This window comes from bacterium (assembly GCA_035691305.1).
GTDB lineage: Bacteria > Sysuimicrobiota > Sysuimicrobiia > Sysuimicrobiales > Segetimicrobiaceae > DASSJF01.
Window position 1 is genome coordinate 1 of record DASSJF010000048.1, and the last position, 16,626, is coordinate 16,626.

Sequence of the window (16,626 nt, forward strand, 5' to 3'; positions counted from 1 at the left end):
GCGCCAAACTCGATGAATCGCTGCTACTTCCCGCTTGGTCCCCTCGTCTCCACCAGGCCTTTAAGGGTCCAGCCCGGAGACATCGGTGACAGATCGTACCTACGACATGGGTGACACTTTCGGCCCGAACGGATTGTCGAGCGGTTCGAGTACTTTCGCCTCCAGATCAAAGTAACCCAAGTCGCACTCACACGCAACAGACCGCGATGGCCTTGGCGTTACTTGATGCCGAGGAATAAAGTCGGACCAATCCGCGTAGTCAGAGATGTCAGGTGGCCGCTGCGCCACCGTTCATTTTCTGGAAGAGGCCTTAGGAGGAAAGGGATGCAGATACACGCTTGCAAGGAATGCGGAAAGGCACGGCCCACGCTTGCCGTCGAGCACGGGGATGAGTTCTGCTCCACGACCTGCGCCAAACGACACTACGGCACGATGCCGGCCCGAGATCTGGTGATCCGGGTCCCGAACCGAGTCTGGAGAGAGCGTCTGAAGCGCGTTTCATAAGCGGAATTTGGAACGCTTGAGTTACAATTTGACGAGCTGGCTTATTTCCTAAAATTTTCAAGCCCGTCGGCGCATGCTTCCACCGCTCCAGCCCATGCCAGGGAGATGGGTCGAAGCGTAGCGAGGTTGCACGAAGGTGGCGGGTGCTTCTAGCACCTATTTCCTTCTGTTTGTGACGAGCCTCGGCAATTGAGCCTCAGGTGAACTGTCAGGTCCTCCTGTTGCGTCGCAGCATTGTCGGGTATGGCGTCAGCACAACAGTACCCGAGCGTCTCCAGTCTCACCGCGTTTAGCGCGTCGACGAACTACATGTCCCAGGCCGGGTACCTGCGGTACCTGATGCACCAGCAGAGCGGGCAGTGGTTGACGTATCAGGAAGCGGGGCGGATTGTGCAGCAACAGCGCGGCCAATAGCGCTGACGGACAGGCCCGACCGGCAGCGTGCCGGACGTTTGCGATAAGGATCATGTAGCGGGGAATAGTAGATTGAATGCCCAGGTCTCGAATCAGGAGGTGAACTGCATGCCACTTTGGGCGATCTGGTTCCTTAGCGGCGTCGCGTTCACGGCGCTACTCGTTAACACTGGCGGGAAGTAACCGGACGGAAATCCGCAGAGCGGGGGGCCAGGGTCTCGTAGAACTGGCTCCTCGTCGTTCTCTTAGGCCGTAGATTTCAGGTCCTTCCTGCCCGGCCAATTTCACCAAAGGGCTCGATTTGTTCGGCCGTGCTTTCGGATGCACGTGTCGGCGTGGTCCGACACGAAAAGGAGGTCGGTTCGAATGTCTGTTTCGTCCTTCCGCCGGAGCCTCGCGCTCGCGGCGTGTCTGGTTCTCGTCGGCAGCCTTGCGCTCCCCGGCGTGTCTTATGCGAAGACGCCGGAGGAGATCGACGCCAGCGTGAACGCGGCGCTGGTTCGCTTCGATCAGCAGGTCAAGGGCGGCGCCACGTTCCTCGCCGCCTCCAAAGGAGTGCTCGTCCTTCCGGGCGTGGTCAAGGCCGCCTTCGTGATCGGTGGACAGTACGGCGAAGGCGCTCTCCAGGTTAGCGGAACCACGCGTGGATACTACAGCATCGCGGGTGGGTCGTGGGGGGCCTCGATTGGCATTCAGAAGAAGGACCTCATCATCGTGTTCCGCGACGGCGCGGCGCTCCGGCAGTTCGAAGACGCGTCGGGCTGGCAGGTCGGCGTCAACGGCGCGGTGACCCTGGTGAACGTGGGGGTGGGCGCCGATGTGAGCACGATGGAGATCAACCAGCCGGTCGTCGCATTCGTGGTGGGACAGAAGGGGTTGATGTTCGACGTGTCGCTGCAGGGGGCGAAAATCAGCAAACTCAATAAGTAGGCTGCTCAGCACTCGGGCAACGTCCCCGCGGGGGGACGCCGGGGGCAGTGGCCGGCCCCCGGTCAAACTGAAGGTGACGGGCCGGGGCATCCCGGCCCGTTTCATGCCGGGCAAGCGGCCGAGGCTGAGCCGGCGGTCGGCTTACGTTGAGTCTGGACTGTTCTAGGATGTCCGTTCTTTGACCGGCCTCCAAAAGGTGGTAAACTAAAGGCAATACCTTCCCCACTTTTACGTGGGCGGCCCTTGTTGAGGCGCGGTCGTCCCTGGCGGAGAAGGATCGACGTGGGCTGTGCTTCCCATGTCATCCCACCGCCGAGGCGGCCCAGATGGAAGACCACTTCACCTCCGGTACCTTCCGAGTATGGTCCGAAGACAATCCCGTTGCCCTCGTTCTTCACGTAACGGGAGAACTCGATCTGATGACGGCTCCTTCGCTCCGGTTGCGCTTCCAGCAGTTGATTGGACGAGACCGCCCTATTGTCGTAGATTTCAGTGAACTCCAGTACCTGGACATGGCAGGGCTCCACGTATTGGAGGACTGTCACCAGCAGGCCAAGCACGAGGGCCAGCGCGTGCTACTGGTAGGGTCGCCCCCTCTGGTCCACAAGGTCCTCGCCATCGTGCAATTGAACGAGCGCGTTCCCGTTGTGGGCACGATGGAAGAGGCTCTCAAGGCCATCGAGCAGAGGGACGGGGACGTCTCATGACCCAGATCGTGACACTCCACTTTGACACCGAGCCCGTTGTGATGCGGGTGGTCAGAAAGCAGACGGCCGCGGCGGCGACCGCGCTGGGAGGCACCGTAAGGAATGCGGAATGGGTCGAGGTAGCGGTGAGCGAGGCGCTTGCCAACGCCTATGTCCATGGCTACGGCGGGGCCGCCGGTCCGGTCGAATTGGAGATCGTGTGCGAGGGCGACACGTTCGGCGTCACAATTCATGATGCGGGACGAGGCATGCCGTTCGCACCGCACTTCCCGGCCGCACCTGATCCGCGAACGGGCGGCGGGTGGGGGCTTCAGGTCATCAAGGAATTGATGGATGAGGCGGCACTGTGCTCCGGACCAAATGGGGTCGGCACCACCGTTCGGATGTCAATTCACTTGGGCGACTCGGGAGAAGCGGATCAACAGGGGGATGACCAGCGTTTTCGACGCGAGCCATTCTGGCAATGAGCCCCGGCAGCAGCGACTCGGATTCGTAGTGTTTCGAGTCCAAACAGACGACGTCTCGATTGATGGCGCGGACGACTACACCGGACACGCCGCCGGCGCCAAGAGGCACGAACGCCGATCCTGTTCGGCGAGAATTGGTAGGGACGGCAGGAATGTATCTCTGAGTCAGGTCGTCCGCATCCGCGGCCCGATCGGCGCGCTGCCCGTGCGGGCCGCCGGGGTGCGCACGACAATCGCGAGGCCCGCAAGGATGAGGGCCATTCCGGCATATCGCGCCGGGCCAAACACCTCGCCGAGAATCACCGCGGACGCCACGATACCCGTGCAGGGGGCCAGCAGCGCGAACGGCGCTACGACCGCGGCCGGATACCGCTGGAGCAGATCGCCCCAGATCGCGTAGGCCAGGAGGGTGGCCACGAGGCCCAGATAGAGCGCGGCGCCGAGGCTCGGCCACGAAGCGTGGGCCAGTGCGTCGAGCAGCGGGATGCCCCGGCCGGACGCGGCGGCGACAATCAGGGACGGTACCGGCGGCACGAGACTGGCCCACACCACCAACGGAAAGATCGGCGCGCCTGCCGCCCGCTTCACTAGCACGTTGCCGGCCGCCCAACTGAGCGCGCCGCCGAGTCCCAGCGCGAGTCCTGCTGTCGTGAAGTCCGACCCGACCGTCGAGGCGATCAGCGCGAGCCCCGCGAACGCGACGGTCATGCCCGTCCACTGCCGCGGGCTCGGCATCTCCCGCAGAAAGGCCGCAGCGAGCAGAACCGTGAAGAACGCCTGCGTTTGCTGCGTGACGGACGCGAGCCCGGGGGGCAGTCCGCGGGTGTAGGCGTAGAACAGCAGCAAGAATTGCCCGGTGAACAGCGTGAGGCCAATGAGGACGATTGACCGCCACGGCAGCCCGGGCCGCGCGATCGCCACCACCGGAATGCAGGCGATCAGAAACCGGACAGCCGTCAACTCCGGCGCGGAAAAACTGCGCAGAGCGAACTTGACGGCCACGAAAGCGAGGCCCCAGATGATCGAGGTCAGCGACGCCAGCGCCGCGTCGCGGCCGCTCATACCGCTACCCGCGCGCTGGATAAGACAGAAGAGGCGGTCTGCAAATCACGGACAACGCCAAGGGAGCCAAGTTCTCGAGCGCCCACCAACCTTGTCGCCACCGAGCCACCCTTACCCAAGGTACTATAGGCGCTGCCGGGCGCCGGGGCGGTCTTTCAAGAGCGCCACGCGCGCTCTGCGACTCTGCTTGGTCTATTCGGGGACGAACACCGCCTCAAATCCATCCCGTCGCAGTCGGTTGACCAGCCGCTCCGCCGCGACCTGGTCAAAAACGCCGTCGATCCAAACTCGATGCGGCGGCCCGCTCCGCACTTCGACAAGCGTGACGGAATAATCGTGAGCGCGCAACTGGCGCATCAGATCTTGCGCGTATTCGAGCACGTTGAACGCACCGACTTGTACACGATAGCCGGCCGGCCGCTCCGCCAGCACTATTGTGCCGCGGGCCTCACCGATCTTCTGGGCAGCGGGTGTGGCCTGCCGCGGTACCGTCGGACGGGCCGGTTCAGATGAGGCGGCCGCGGGCGTGTGTGCGGCTCCGGGTAAGGGGCTCGGCGGGGCAACGGCGATCCGCGACGGCGCGGCCGTGTGCACCTGCGCGGGCGCCGGCAGCGGGAGCACCTCGACGGGGTGCGGCCAAATGATGCTTATGAGGTACGCCAGCGCCACGCCACCGCCGAACCCAAGCAGGATGGCGGCGGCGAGGCGGACGCGGCTCTTCGGTGCACCCCGCGGAGGGGCTAACTGGCCGGGCTGCGCCTCCTCCTGGGCCAGCGATACTTTGCGGAGCTCGACTAAGAGCTGGAGCATTGCGTCTTCGTGTTTTGCGGTTCCTTTGGGTTCAGTCATTTGGGAAACCAGGCTCCCCGGATGCGTCGCGCCGCACCAGCCGAATCGCGGTGGATATTCCAATGAGCCTCGCGATCTCCTCTGCCGCGCCTCGACGCTGCGGTGCGCTGATCATGGAAACTGGCCAAAAACTGTGCGGCCTGGCGAAGCCCTTTCCGGTTGCGAAGGCCGCGCGAGCGATGCCAGGCGCGCGCCGATGCGCACCGGGGGCCGTCACGCGACGGCGTCCGCTCTTCTATTCATCGGCCCCAACGGAGTAAACTCCGCCGGCCGCCGCGCCGCTGCTCACGCCGGGCTCTTCCCGCGAATTTCGCGAGTCTCGGCAGCGCATCCAAAAGAGCGGCGCCTGGGCGCGGACGATGCCTAACTTTCGAAGAACACGGCGCACGTGCGTCCTGACGGCGCTTTCATAGAGACACAGCGAAGCGGCTATCTGCAGGTCGCTCAAACCGTGCGCAAGGGCGCGCAGCACCTGCTTTTCGCGGGGCGTGAGTGCGCCGAGACACCCACCTTTCGTCGCAGGTCCGCGCACGTCCCCGGCCCGCCACTGAGCCATGTGGCACTCTCCGGCGTGACATCACAGCGAGGATTCGTAAAGAGACTACAGGCGGAGGGCCGCACACGCTGTGACGTGGATCACTCGTCCGTTCGCGGCCGTGTGGTGCCTCCCGCGCGTCCAACGTTTGCACGCGGGCGAGGCGGGTAGACTCTTTACTGAGGCTTCGACGATCTGGTTTAGGAGGTGAAGCCGCGTGCCGGAATGGGTAGCGTGGTGGCTTATCGGACTAGCGACTGCGGCCATTGTTCTGCACAACGCGGGCGGTAAGTAACAGCCAGCGGCCGTAAACACAACGCAGTTCGAAAGTTGTTGGGCGAGGGGCGGGTGCAGAACCGCCCCTCTGCCTTTTGGGCATTCCCGGCGCGCACCGTGACCGGCCGGGCGTTCCTCTTCGGTCCGCTACGGCAACTTCGGCAGGTTCTGCAAGAAACTCGGCAGGCCGGGGGCTTGCGGTTGCGCGGGTGTCGTCTGCCGGGGCGCCGGCGAGGTCGCGGTGCCGCCGACGAACGAGGGAACGCCGCCGAGCGCGAAATGCGGGTTCGCGACCGCTCCCGTCAGCTTGAACGGCACGCTCGTTGCGCGTGCGCCGGCCGCGCCCGGCACATAGCGGCCCAGCAGCGTGGCCGCCGATGGAATCGGGCTCGGCGATGCGCCCGACGCGCTCAGCGCCATCACGCCCGTCCCCGCGTAATCCAGGCCGCCGTCGAAGCCGATGCTGCCGTGCCCGGTCGCTTGAAGGGTGTCGCCGTCCAGGCGCAGCGCGGTGCTGTACACGCGTTCGCGCGCGATCCGCGCGTCGCCCCCGAAATAGCTAAACCGGGTCTGTCCGGTCGGGACGTTGGCCTGCAGCGCCTGCGCGAGCCGGGCCAGCCCGCTCCTGACGTCCAGACCGGGAAACGATCCGTTGCGGATGGCAAACGTGCCGGCGCCGGCGAGCGAAGCCCGCGGATCGCCGGTCAGCCTCGTTTGGAGCGCCCCGTCGGCGCCCAGCGACCCGGTCACCTGTGCGGTTGCGCCGACCCCGTGCAGCAGGCCGGCGACGTCGACGCCGCGCGCGTGCACGGTGAACGACGCGGGCGCACCGGCCGCGGCGGTCTTGGCCTCCGCCGCGCCGGTGATCGTGCCGCCGTACGCCGTGAGGGAGTAAGCATCCACGCGGACGGCGTCGGTAAACAGGCCGATGCGGGCACGCACCCGCGACGCCGCGACCGGCGCGAACTCGAACTTATCGAGGCCCACGGTTCCCGCCGCGACCAGCCGGTGCGGCCCCGGGGGCCCCGGGGGACCCTGCGCCGGCTGCGGGTTCAGCAGGCCCTGCAGCCGGTTGAGGTCGAGGTCGGTCCCGGCGAGGGCGAACGAGATCACCGGCGCGTAGATCCGCGGGACGTCCGCGGTTCCCGTCACGCGCAGCGTATCGAGGGTGGCGGCGAACGTCGCTTTGAGCCCGCCCTTCGCCAGCGTCATCGTCCCGGAACCGACCTGCACCGGAACGCGCAGCGCGGGGACGGTGAGCCGGGCCCCTTTGAGGTCGACCGTCGCGGTGAGCAGTTGTAGAATCTCGGGCGCCGTCGCCTGCACCGAGCGGCTGCGCGCCGTGAGTCCGGTGATCTCGAACGACGGCGTCGTTTGCGCGCGCTTCGGATCGTACGCGCCGACGCGGAGGTCGACGCTTCGGATCGCGACCGCGCCGATCGGCGCGAGGGTCACCAGATTGCCGCCGATCGACGGACGGCGCTTCTGCGCCGGCAGGTCGAAGTTCGAGCGGCCGGCGGTGTTGGTGAGGAAGTTGATACGGACGCCGTTCAGCGCGACCCACTGGATGTCGAAGCGCCGGCGGAGCAGCGCGCGCAGATCGACGCCCAGGTCGATCGTCTGCACCTCGACGGTCGCGCCCTTGGGGAAGCCGGCGGGGTTCATCATGCGGACGTCGCCCGCGCGTACGTGCGGGCGCGGCCATACCTGGAGGCGGAGCGTCGCGATCTGAACGTCGCGCCCCGTGAGCGAGCGAATGTACCCTTCGAGGAACCCCCGGTAGCGGTCGACCGGGACGAGAAACGGCACCGCGGCGGCCGCCGCGGCGACGAGGACGAACACCGCGAGCGCGATCACCAGCCAGCGCAGACGGCGCAGGGTGTTGGTCATCGGATATCCCTGATGCGAAGGGTGTTCACGCCACCGGTCCTGTCATGCTGCACAGTATAATGCCCTTCGAGATGGGCGGGCAGTCTTGCCGCCGTACCACAATTCGCTACGAATCCGTGTTCCAAGGAACGCACCGATCTCCTCCCAAAAAGAACCCGTATGCGGACGGCCGGGGAAGCGAAGCTCGAGGCCTTCGACTACGACGGCGTGCGCCTGCTGCCGGGCCGGTTTGCCGATCAGGCCGCCCGCACGCGCGAGGTCTATTTCTCCGTTCCGGACGACGACATTCTCAAAGGCTTCCGCGACCGCGCCGGGCTGCCGGCGCCGGGCGCCGGCATGCGCGGATGGTGCGCGGAAACCAGTTCGTGCATTTTCGGGCAGCTGCTGAGCGGCATGGCGCGGCTGAGCCGCGCCACGGGCGACGCGCCGCTTCGAAACAAGGCGCTGGCGCTCTTTGAGGGATGGCGCAAGACCGTCCCGCCGGACGGCGACGCGGGCATGCGGCCGTACGACTGGGAGAAGCTTGTCTGCGGACTCGTCGATCTGCACGCGTACGCCGGCTGCGGAGATGCGCTGCCGGTCCTCGAGGAATCGGCGGGGTGGGCGGAGCGGACGTTCGATCGCACGAGGCATCCGGCGGACACCTTCCACTTCCAGGGCGACGGCCGCAGGCCGGCGATCGAGTGGTACACGCTGCCGGAGAATCTCTACCGCGCGTACCTTCTGGGGGGCCGCTCGGCCCTCAAGACCTTTGCCGATCTGTGGCGGTACGAGGACTATTGGAGCCGCTTCGCGGAGCGCAACGATCCGGGCGACGTGATAGCGGTTCACGCGTACAGCCACGTCAATTCGCTCAGCAGCGCCGCGATGGCGTACGCGGTCACCGGAGACCGCCGCTACCTCGACGTCTGCATCCACGCGTACGAGTGGCTTCAGAACACGCAGTGCTATGCCACCGGCGGCTACGGGCCGGACGAGCGGCTCATGCCGCCGGACGGGGCGCTCGGCCGATCGCTCGAGCTGTACGCCGGACACGCCGAGATCCCGTGCGGCTCTTGGGCGGCTTTCAAGCTGTCGCGCTACCTGATGAGCTTCACGGGCGAAGCGCGCTTCGGCGATTGGATCGAGACGCTGCTCTACAACGGGATCGGCGCGGCGCTGCCGACGGAGCCGGACGGCCGCACCTTCTACTACGGCGACTACCGGCTGTCGAGCGGGATCAAGCAGTATTACTGGCACGAATGGCCGTGCTGCTCCGGCACCTACATCCAAACCGTCGCGGATTATCACAACGTGATCTACTTCAAGGATGCCTCCGGACTTTACGTCAACCTCTTCGTGCCGTCGGAGGCCGCGTGGCGGCACGGCGGGCAGCGCGTGACGGTCCGGCAGGAGACGGCGTATCCGGAATCCGAGACGTCGGCCTTTACCCTGTCGATGGAGCGCCCGGCGCAGATGGGCGTGGCGTTCCGAGTCCCGGGCTGGTCACGCGAGATGCGCGCGGCCGTCAACGGCGTGCCGGTGGCGGCCGCGGCCCGGCCCGGAACGTGGGCGCGCATCGAGCGCGAGTGGAAGCCCGGCGACCGGATCACCGTGACGATCCCGTTCGCGCTGCGGACGTCCCCGGTGGACCGGCAGCATCCGCGCCGCGCGGCGATTCTGTGGGGGCCGGTCGTGCTGGCGCAGGACGAGGCGTGCTGCCGGCGTCCGCTGGCGCTCGAACCGGGGACGGATCTTCGCGACCGCCTCGTGCACGAAGGGCCGGTGCGCTTTCGAATTACCGATACCGCGCCGGAGCGCCACACGCGGTATCTCCAGCCCTACTACGCGTTTCCCGGCTTTTGGCCGTACTGGGTCTACTTCGACCTCGACGCGTCTCCGCTGTACTGAGGCGCCCGCCCTACGCGATGCGGGTCGGCGACCGCTCGCCGTTCTGCTGAGCGGCGCCGTCGGGTCCCGCCGCGCGGTTCCGCTCCCAGGGATCGGCGTTCCATTCCGCCATGCGGCGCTCGAACCGCGCGTTCAGCGACGTCACGTTCTGCTCCACCGTGCGCTGCGCGCCCTGGAAGGCCTGGTGCGCTTCGGCGGCGAGCTTGTCCGCTTCCGCCTGCAGCAGCGCGAGCCACGCCGCGGCCTTCTGCTTGGCGCTCGCCACGATCAGGTCCGCGTCCTGCTGCGCCTTCTGTACGATCTCCGCGGCGTTCCGCCGGCTGGCGCGCGTGGCGTCGGCCGCGACCGCCTCGGCCCGGTCGGTGATTTCCTGCGCCTCGAGTTGCGCGTTCCGCACCAGATCCTCGGCGGTTTTCTGCGCCGTGAGGAGCGCGCGGGCGAAGAGCGCTTCCTGCTCACGCTGCTCGGCGGCGCGCTGCTCGGACGGGGTGAGCGTGATCTTCGGCGTAGGCGCCGGCGGCGGCGCGGGCGTCGCGGCGGCGGGGGACGGGCCGGCGGGCGCCGCCTCGGGGGCCGCGGCGATTGTCGCCGGATGCTGCCGCTCCTTCAAGGCGTCCATGCGAACCCGCATCGCGCGGAGGACGACGCCGCGCATCGGGGTCAGGAACATGCCCGCCAGCGTGATGATGGCCCCGGCCACGGCCACGCCGACGCCCAGGGAATCAAACGGTCCGCTCATCGCATTGCCCCCTCAGCCGCGCTCAGCCCGGACGCGAGAGAAGCGTGCTCGGGTCTGGCCGCATGAACTGCAGTGTCGTACCGGTCAGGCGGCTGAACGCGTCGCGCTTCAGCTCTTCAAACAGCCGGTCCACGCTGTCCTCCAGCTGCGACGCGTTGAGGTACAGGGCCGCGGGGCGCCCGTCGGAAGCCGCGGCGGCCGCCGGCGCCGGCTGGGTTGTCACGATGACGCTGCGCACCGGCACCCCGGGCGCGACCTTCTCGAACTCCACCCCGGCCTGCTGCAGCCTGGTCAAATCCTCGTCGCCGGGCGCGCTGTCGCGCAGACGGAAGAGCAGGACGGCGTCTTTGAAGTAGGCGGCGCCGTCCACCGGACCGTTCGGCGCAGCCGACAGGACGACCGCGCCGCAGTTCCGCCGGCGCAGCGACGACTCGAGCGCGTCGCGCATCCATCGCGTGCTCTTGATGAACTCCTCGCCCTGCGGGCTGAGGCTGTAGAGCACGTCCTGGACTTCTTCGCCGAGGGACCGCCGGCAGTGCGGACACCGGAGCGACAGCTGCATCGCCGCCTGGACCTCCGCGGCGTCTTTGCCGACGCCGACGATCTGGCCCGTCTCGCGGCACATCAAAACGAAGCTGCGGTCGATCAACCCGTCGGCGGAGAGCCCGTCGAGCTGCGACGGATCGACGCGCGAGCCGTTTGGCGCTTTGTCCATTTTGGAGCGCAGCAGCGACGGCCGCCCGAGCAGCGCCTGCGCGCCCTGCAGCGCAAACAGCGCCTGCGCGGACGCGAGTGGTCTCGGGGACGGTCCGGCGGGGTCCGGTGCGTCGGCCTGGGCGAGTCCGAGGGCGCGCGCCCATTCTTCGCGGAATCGAGGCTGGCGCGCGGGGCCGCTGTCCTGCACAAGACGCGCCGCGAGCCCGTTGTCGCGGCTGCCTTTGCCTTCGAGCAAGAGCTTGACCGCGGTGCGGCCGCGGTGCGCTTCTTCGGGCGAGCGGCCGACGGCGACCACGGCGACGGTCACGCCGGCGTCCTCGGCCGGACGTTCGCAAACGAGAACGCGGGCCGTGCGGTCGGCGGAGGGAACCAGCACGTCGACGGTGCGGGGGCCGGTGGGTTGGTCAGATTGGGCGTCGGCGCCGGGGTTCGGGAGGTACCGCCGCAAGACGTCGAGAGCGTCCCGCCGCAGGCTGTGGTAACCCTGCTCCGCCAGCATCGACGCAATGCGTCGGGCTTGGCCCGCGCCGTCGGGGGAGAACTTGTACTCGAAATAGTCGAAGTCCATCGGCGTCTTCCCCGCTCCCTTCGCCGATCTTCCGTAGATTCCGGGGCGTAACTTCCGAAGTACCTCATGCCCATCTGGGGCCTGCGAAAGACCAACGACAGGGGGCCAATCGGCACCCAGAGAAGCCATCGCTACCGCTATGAGGACGGGTCAGGAGCCTAGATGGACGATCCGGTAAGGGGGGCGCCGGCGGCCGGCGCAGCGGCAACGGCAACCACAGCGGACCCGCGGGCCGGCGGGACCGCCGGTGATCCCCGGGTCGTGCTCCGGCTCAACAACTTGGTACAGCTTCTCTCGAACGGCGCCTGGTACGTGGCGATCCCGTTCTTTCCTTTGTATCTCGTCTCCCAGGGGGCCTCGGCCGGGGTTGTCGGCACGGTCGTCGGGCTCTGCGGCATCGTACCCCTCGCGATCTCGATCCACGCGGGCGCGCTCGTCGACGAGCGGGGGCCGGTCGGGGTCTACGCCGCGTCGACCGCGCTCTTCTGCGCCGGCGGCGCCGTCCTGACCTTCCTGCGTGGGATCCCGGCGGCCGGCGTCGGCTACGGCCTCATGACGGTCGCGAACATCGGCTTCGCGGTCGCCGCGCAGGCGATCGTCGCCGCGGCGAGCACGGACGATACCCGCGTCCGCAACTACGGCTACTTCTCGCTGTGGAACTCCGCGGGCGCGGTGGCGGGCCCGATCGCGGGCGGATTCATCGCCGCGCGGTTCGGCTACGTCGGAGCGTTCGCCGCGCTCTGGGTCCTGATGCTGCCCTGCTTCGTCTGCATCGCCGGCCTGAGGGGCGTGCCGTCGCCGGCGCGGCGCGCCGTGCCGCTCGCGGCCGCGCACACCCTGGTCGGTACCATCCTCAGGCGGCGGGGGATCGGCGACATCCTGTTCGTCTCGGCGATGATGGTCTCCGCGCAGCAGCTGCAGAACACGTTCTATCCGCTGTACCTGCACGAGATCGGCATGGCCGCGCCGCTCATCGGCATCCTCGTCGCCGCGGTCAGCAGCGCGACGATGGCGGTCCGGTCGATCCTGACGCCGGGCGTCGCGCTGCTCGGCAGCGGGCGGGCCCTTCTGCTCTCCATGATCGTCGCGGCCGTTGGGTTTGGGCTCGCGCCGCTGACGCACGTCTTCTGGCTGCTGCTCGGCGTGTCGATCCTGATGGGGGCGAGCGTGGGGTTCACCCAGCCGCTGACGATGAGCCTGCTCGTGGAGTGCATCACCGCGGAGTTTTGGGGCGTCGCGCTTGGCATCCGGCAGAGCGTCCAGCGCATCGCCACGATCGTGAGCCCGCTCATCTACGGCGCGGTGAGTACGGCCGACAACGTGCGGAACGCGTTTTACGCCGGCGCCGTGATCTTCGTCGGCGCCGCCGGACTGATGACCCGGTTCGCGGACCGGATCGGGCGTCCGCCGGACGCGCCGCCTTAGGCCGGCACCGGCCCGCCGTCCCGCGGAATCGCAACCCGCGGCGTGAGGCCGGCGCGCTCGAGCGCCGCGGCGAGGTCCGCCCGCCGCACGATGCAGTGGTTGATCGAATCCATGTGCACCGCGACGATGCGCGTCGCGGGAGCCGCGCGCGCGACCGCCGCGATGTCGTCGGGCGTCATCGTGATGGGCCCGCCCTCGAGGAACTGCGCCCCGCCGGCGTTCACGACCGTGACCGCCGGTTCGTACTCCCGCAGCGCCTGCTCGACCTCCGAGCACCAGATCGTGTCGCCCGCGACGTAGAGCACGGGCTCGCCCGGGGCGCGCAGCACGAAGCCGGAAACCGGAGCCAGCCGCGTCGCCACCTCGCCGCGGCCGTGCTGCCCGCCGGTGCGGTGGATCGTGATCCCGCTCCACGCCGCCGAGTCACGCACCGGGCGCACGTCGGTGAAGCCCGCCCCGCGGATTTTCGCCTCGTCCTCCGGCTGGCAAAACAGCGGCACGTGCTTTGCCAGCGCGGCGACCGCCGCGTCATCCCAGTGATCGCGGTGCGTGTGCGTGACGAAGACGGCGTCCACCCCGGCGGCGACGTCGCCCGCCGGCATCGGCAGCGGCACGAGCGGGTTCGGACGCTGGTTCGGCGAGTTCGCGACCGGCGGGGCCGTGCCGGCGTCGGCCAGCATCGGATCGACGAGCAGCCGCTTTCCGTGGAGCGTGACGAGCAGCGTGGCGTGGCGGATTAGACGGATCTCCATGGGCGGAGGACTTGGGCGCGTCCGGCAGAACGTCCTCTCATGTCCAACGCCCTCGAGACCTACCTCGGCCGCACCGCCGCGTCGCGGCGGCTCCACGAACAGGCGCGCCGCGTGATGCCCGGCGGCGACACCCGCAGCTCCGCCTTTTGGGCGCCGTATCCGGTGTTCATCGAGCGGGGCGAGGGCTGCCGGCTCTGGGACGCGGACGGGCACGCGTACGTGGATTTCGTGAACAACTACACCTCGCTGATCCTCGGCCACGCGCACCCGGCGGTGCTGGAGGCGGTGACGCGCGAACTCGCGCGGGGCACGGCCTACGCCGCGCCGCTCGCGCCGCAGATCGCGCTCGCGGAGATGCTCGTCGACCGCGTGCCGTCGGTCGAGGCGGTGCGTTTCTGCAACTCCGGCACCGAGGCGACGCTGTTTCTGCTGCGCGCGGCGCGCGCGTTCACCGGACGGCCCAAGTTCATCAAGATCGAGGGCGGCTTCCACGGCACGCACGACGCGGTCGAGGTCAGCGTCTCGCCCGACCTCGCTTCGGCGGGCCCGGCCGACGCGCCGCGGTCCGTTCCGGACTCGGCGGGGCTGCCGGCGTACGTGGCGGACGACGTGGTGATCGTGCCGTTCAACGACGTCGCCGCGGTCGAGCGGGCCTTCGCGCGCCACCCGGGCGAGATCGGCGCCCTGATCGTCGAACCGGTGCCGGGCGGGCTCAGCTACATTCCGCCGGCGCCGGGCTATCTCGCCGGTCTGCGCGAGGTGGTGTCACGAAACAAGGCGCTGCTCATCTTCGACGAGATCCAGACGCTGCGCCTCAGCCGGGGCGGCGCGCAGGAGATGTTCGGCGTCAGGCCCGACCTTACCGCGATGGGCAAGATCATCGGCGGCGGATTCCCGGTCGGCGCCTTCGGCGGCCGCCGCGACGTGATGGATCTGTTCGATCCGAGCCGTCCCGGCCATCTCCATCACTCCGGCACCTTCAACGGCAACCGGGCGACGGTGGTGGCCGGACAGGCGGTGCTGCGGATCCTCGATCAGCCGCAGATCGACCGGCTCAACGCGCTCGGGGATCGCCTGCGCGCCGGCCTCTCCGAAACGGTGCGCGCGGCGGGGATCCGCGCGCAGGTCACCGGGGTCGGGTCCTTCTCGTGTGTGCTGCTGAGCGATCGGCCGGTCACGGACTACCGGTCGAAAGCCGCGGTGCCGGCGGCGCTGCAGTCGCTGCTGCACCTCCACCTTTTGAACCGCGGAGTCTACTCGATGTCGCGCGGGTCGTTCAGCCTCTGCGCGCCGATGACGGACGCCGAGATCGAGGCATGCGCCGCCGCGGTGGGCGACGCGCTGCGCGAGATGCGGCCGGACGTCGAGCGCCAGGCGCCGCACCTTCTCGCGTAGGCCCTCCTCGTACGCGCATGCGGTGCCGGCGAACGAGCGCAGCGAACTCGTCGCGGGACATCGGCTCGGGGCGCCGGCCCTTTCGCACGCTGATGTCCCGGAACATCTCCTCGAGCCCCGGCGGCGAGATGATCCAGATGAGGTGCAGATCCGCGCGGCTCGTGTTGTCGACGCCGTGCCACACGCCCCGGCGCACGAAGATCGTGCTGCGGGTACGGATCGGCACGGAGCGGCCGTCGAACACCGCCGTGCCCCGCCCGGCGTGCACGAAGAGGACCTCGTCCTGATGTTCGTGCAGGTGCACCGGGATCGAGGCCCCGGGCCCGAGGCGCTGGTGGCCGACGGCGAGAAGCGGCGAGCCCGCGGTGCGGCGGTCCACCTTGATGGTGACGTTGCCGCTGCGCGACGGGGGGCGGAGCCGGAGGGCCTCACCGCCGCGGGGACCGAGCACGATCCAGGGTGGCTTCATTCGATCTCCTCCCGGAGGTGCGCCGCATGGCCGCACACGCGAAGTATCTCTTTGTCGTGATGATGGACGTCGCGCCCGAGGTCGAGGCGGCGTTCAACGACGTGTACGACAGGGAGCACATCCCGGCCCTGCTCAAGGTGCCGGGTGTCCGGAGCGCCGCGCGCTATCGGACGAACGCCGAGGGCGTGCCGAAGTACCTGGCGGTCTACGAGATGGACCGCGCGGATATCCCCGAGGGTGCGGCGTTCAACGCCGCGGCGGACAGCGGCACGTGGCCGGGCAAGATTCGGCCGCACACGTTCAATCGGAAGCGCGTCGTGTACGAACGCCTGGCCTAGCGGGATGCCGAGGCCGGTGATCGGGCTAGATATTGAAACCGTCGGCCAGGACTGGGAGGCGCTTCCCTCCCGCGTGCAGAGTTATCTCTGCGAAGACAAAGACGCGGACGAGATCGAGCGCGTCAAGGACCGGCTGGCGCTCCACGCCGCGACCGGCCGCATCGTCGCGATCGGCATGTGGGATCTCGGCGCCTCGCGCGGCCGGGTGTGCGCCGAGGCCGGCGCGGCCGAGGGGGCCGGACCCGGCTGGACGTCCTTCGGCGAGGACGCGCAGATCTTTCGCGGCACGGAAGCGGCGATGGTGCGCGAATTCTGGGGGGTGATCGAGCGCGAGTCGCCGCTCGTCGTCACGTTTCACGGCCGGGGCTTCGACGCGCCGTACCTGATGCTGCGGTCCGCGATCCTCGGCATACAGCCGACGCGGAACCTCATGGGGCCGCGCTACCACTTGGGCAACCACTGCGACCTGTCGGAAGTGCTGACGTTCTGGAACGCGAGCCGGATGCGCGGCAACCTCGATTTCTGGTCGTGCCAGTTCGGCCTGCCGTCCTCCAAGGACGCCATGCGCGGCGGCGATGTCGCCGAGAGGTACCGTCAGGGCCGGCTCGAGGAGATCGCGCGCTACTGCCTCGACGACGCGCGGGTGACGGCGCAGTTGTACGACCGGCTTCGGCCGATCATCTCGATCATGGACGGCGG

16 protein-coding genes are annotated in these 16,626 nt (G+C 68.4%); 9 read left to right on the plus strand and 7 right to left on the minus strand.

Going from position 1 to position 16,626, the window contains the following annotated elements; translation table 11 throughout:
- Positions 1–747 precede the first annotated feature (747 nt).
- The 4 genes from VFL28_08610 (at position 748) to VFL28_08625 (ending at position 3,022) form a co-directional block, all read left to right on the plus strand.
- A complete protein-coding gene (locus VFL28_08610) occupies positions 748–918 on the plus strand; it encodes a hypothetical protein (GenBank protein ID HET7264718.1) in 171 nt (56 codons plus the stop codon).
- A gap of 366 nt (positions 919–1,284) precedes the next feature.
- On the plus strand, positions 1,285–1,848 hold the full coding sequence (locus VFL28_08615) for a YSC84-related protein (protein ID HET7264719.1): 564 nt from the start codon (positions 1,285–1,287) through the stop codon (positions 1,846–1,848).
- Positions 1,849–2,174: 326 nt separating this feature from the next.
- The gene (locus VFL28_08620) at positions 2,175–2,555 is read left to right on the plus strand and encodes an STAS domain-containing protein (GenBank protein HET7264720.1); all 381 of its coding nucleotides are present in this window, start codon (positions 2,175–2,177) and stop codon (positions 2,553–2,555) included.
- Entirely contained in the window at positions 2,552–3,022 is a 471-nt protein-coding gene (locus VFL28_08625; protein HET7264721.1) for an ATP-binding protein, read from the plus strand. The genes VFL28_08620 and VFL28_08625 overlap by 4 nt, the downstream gene beginning before the upstream one ends.
- Before the next feature lie 165 nt (positions 3,023–3,187).
- Here VFL28_08625 and VFL28_08630 read toward each other — a convergent pair whose 3' ends face one another.
- The 4 genes from VFL28_08630 to VFL28_08645 all read right to left on the minus strand — a co-directional run bounded on the left by VFL28_08630 (position 3,188) and on the right by VFL28_08645 (position 7,634).
- The gene (locus VFL28_08630) at positions 3,188–4,084 is read right to left on the minus strand and encodes an EamA family transporter (GenBank protein HET7264722.1); all 897 of its coding nucleotides are present in this window, start codon (positions 4,082–4,084) and stop codon (positions 3,188–3,190) included.
- A 192-nt stretch (positions 4,085–4,276) separates the two neighbouring features.
- Entirely contained in the window at positions 4,277–4,933 is a 657-nt protein-coding gene (locus tag VFL28_08635; GenBank protein ID HET7264723.1) for an SPOR domain-containing protein, read from the minus strand.
- Positions 4,934–5,168: 235 nt separating this feature from the next.
- A complete protein-coding gene (locus VFL28_08640; protein HET7264724.1) occupies positions 5,169–5,489 on the minus strand; it encodes a helix-turn-helix transcriptional regulator in 321 nt (106 codons plus the stop codon).
- A gap of 402 nt (positions 5,490–5,891) precedes the next feature.
- Positions 5,892–7,634, minus strand: coding sequence for an AsmA family protein (locus VFL28_08645; protein HET7264725.1), 1,743 nt, complete (start codon positions 7,632–7,634; stop codon positions 5,892–5,894).
- A gap of 159 nt (positions 7,635–7,793) precedes the next feature.
- Between VFL28_08645 and VFL28_08650 the strand changes: the two genes are divergently transcribed.
- Positions 7,794–9,524, plus strand: a complete 1,731-nt coding sequence (locus VFL28_08650; protein HET7264726.1) for a beta-L-arabinofuranosidase domain-containing protein — start codon at positions 7,794–7,796, stop codon at positions 9,522–9,524.
- Positions 9,525–9,534: 10 nt separating this feature from the next.
- On the opposite strand, the gene VFL28_08655 is transcribed toward VFL28_08650, so the two are convergent.
- Positions 9,535–10,263 (minus strand): hypothetical protein, encoded by a 729-nt coding sequence (locus VFL28_08655; protein ID HET7264727.1) that lies wholly within the window; start codon positions 10,261–10,263, stop codon positions 9,535–9,537.
- Positions 10,264–10,285: 22 nt separating this feature from the next.
- Positions 10,286–11,548: a hypothetical protein gene (locus VFL28_08660; GenBank protein ID HET7264728.1), complete on the minus strand. Its 1,263-nt coding sequence runs from the start codon at positions 11,546–11,548 to the stop codon at positions 10,286–10,288.
- A gap of 162 nt (positions 11,549–11,710) precedes the next feature.
- Between VFL28_08660 and VFL28_08665 the strand changes: the two genes are divergently transcribed.
- Positions 11,711–12,973 carry an MFS transporter gene (locus VFL28_08665; GenBank protein ID HET7264729.1) on the plus strand — a complete coding sequence of 421 codons (1,263 nt, stop codon included), beginning with the start codon at positions 11,711–11,713 and terminating at the stop codon, positions 12,971–12,973.
- Here the strand turns inward: VFL28_08665 and VFL28_08670 are convergent.
- The gene (locus VFL28_08670) at positions 12,970–13,725 is read right to left on the minus strand and encodes an MBL fold metallo-hydrolase (GenBank protein ID HET7264730.1); all 756 of its coding nucleotides are present in this window, start codon (positions 13,723–13,725) and stop codon (positions 12,970–12,972) included. The two genes, VFL28_08665 and VFL28_08670, sit on opposite strands and share 4 nt — an antisense overlap.
- A gap of 39 nt (positions 13,726–13,764) precedes the next feature.
- Between VFL28_08670 and VFL28_08675 the strand changes: the two genes are divergently transcribed.
- The 3 genes from VFL28_08675 to VFL28_08685 all read left to right on the plus strand — a co-directional run.
- Positions 13,765–15,120 (plus strand): aminotransferase class III-fold pyridoxal phosphate-dependent enzyme, encoded by a 1,356-nt coding sequence (locus VFL28_08675; protein HET7264731.1) that lies wholly within the window; start codon positions 13,765–13,767, stop codon positions 15,118–15,120.
- Positions 15,121–15,615: 495 nt separating this feature from the next.
- Positions 15,616–15,927, plus strand: a complete 312-nt coding sequence (locus VFL28_08680; GenBank protein HET7264732.1) for a hypothetical protein — start codon at positions 15,616–15,618, stop codon at positions 15,925–15,927.
- Positions 15,928–15,943: 16 nt separating this feature from the next.
- The coding region (locus tag VFL28_08685; GenBank protein ID HET7264733.1) for a ribonuclease H-like domain-containing protein at positions 15,944–16,626 on the plus strand (683 nt) is incomplete at its 3' end.

Bases quoted from the DNA above. Each gene is read 5' to 3' on its own strand.
- VFL28_08640 (HET7264724.1), bottom strand. From the start codon at position 5,489: ATGGCTCAGTGGCGGGCCGGGGACGTGCGCGGACCTGCGACGAAAGGT.
- VFL28_08610 (HET7264718.1), top strand. From the start codon at position 748: ATGGCGTCAGCACAACAGTACCCGAGCGTCTCCAGTCTCACCGCGTTT.
- VFL28_08630 (HET7264722.1), bottom strand. From the start codon at position 4,084: ATGAGCGGCCGCGACGCGGCGCTGGCGTCGCTGACCTCGATCATCTGG.
- VFL28_08615 (HET7264719.1), top strand. From the start codon at position 1,285: ATGTCTGTTTCGTCCTTCCGCCGGAGCCTCGCGCTCGCGGCGTGTCTG.
- VFL28_08655 (HET7264727.1), bottom strand. From the start codon at position 10,263: ATGAGCGGACCGTTTGATTCCCTGGGCGTCGGCGTGGCCGTGGCCGGG.
- VFL28_08635 (HET7264723.1), bottom strand. From the start codon at position 4,933: ATGACTGAACCCAAAGGAACCGCAAAACACGAAGACGCAATGCTCCAG.
- VFL28_08670 (HET7264730.1), bottom strand. From the start codon at position 13,725: ATGGAGATCCGTCTAATCCGCCACGCCACGCTGCTCGTCACGCTCCAC.
- VFL28_08660 (HET7264728.1), bottom strand. From the start codon at position 11,548: ATGGACTTCGACTATTTCGAGTACAAGTTCTCCCCCGACGGCGCGGGC.
- VFL28_08625 (HET7264721.1), top strand. From the start codon at position 2,552: ATGACCCAGATCGTGACACTCCACTTTGACACCGAGCCCGTTGTGATG.
- VFL28_08645 (HET7264725.1), bottom strand. From the start codon at position 7,634: ATGACCAACACCCTGCGCCGTCTGCGCTGGCTGGTGATCGCGCTCGCG.
- VFL28_08675 (HET7264731.1), top strand. From the start codon at position 13,765: ATGTCCAACGCCCTCGAGACCTACCTCGGCCGCACCGCCGCGTCGCGG.
- VFL28_08665 (HET7264729.1), top strand. From the start codon at position 11,711: ATGGACGATCCGGTAAGGGGGGCGCCGGCGGCCGGCGCAGCGGCAACG.
- VFL28_08680 (HET7264732.1), top strand. From the start codon at position 15,616: ATGGCCGCACACGCGAAGTATCTCTTTGTCGTGATGATGGACGTCGCG.
- VFL28_08650 (HET7264726.1), top strand. From the start codon at position 7,794: ATGCGGACGGCCGGGGAAGCGAAGCTCGAGGCCTTCGACTACGACGGC.
- VFL28_08620 (HET7264720.1), top strand. From the start codon at position 2,175: ATGGAAGACCACTTCACCTCCGGTACCTTCCGAGTATGGTCCGAAGAC.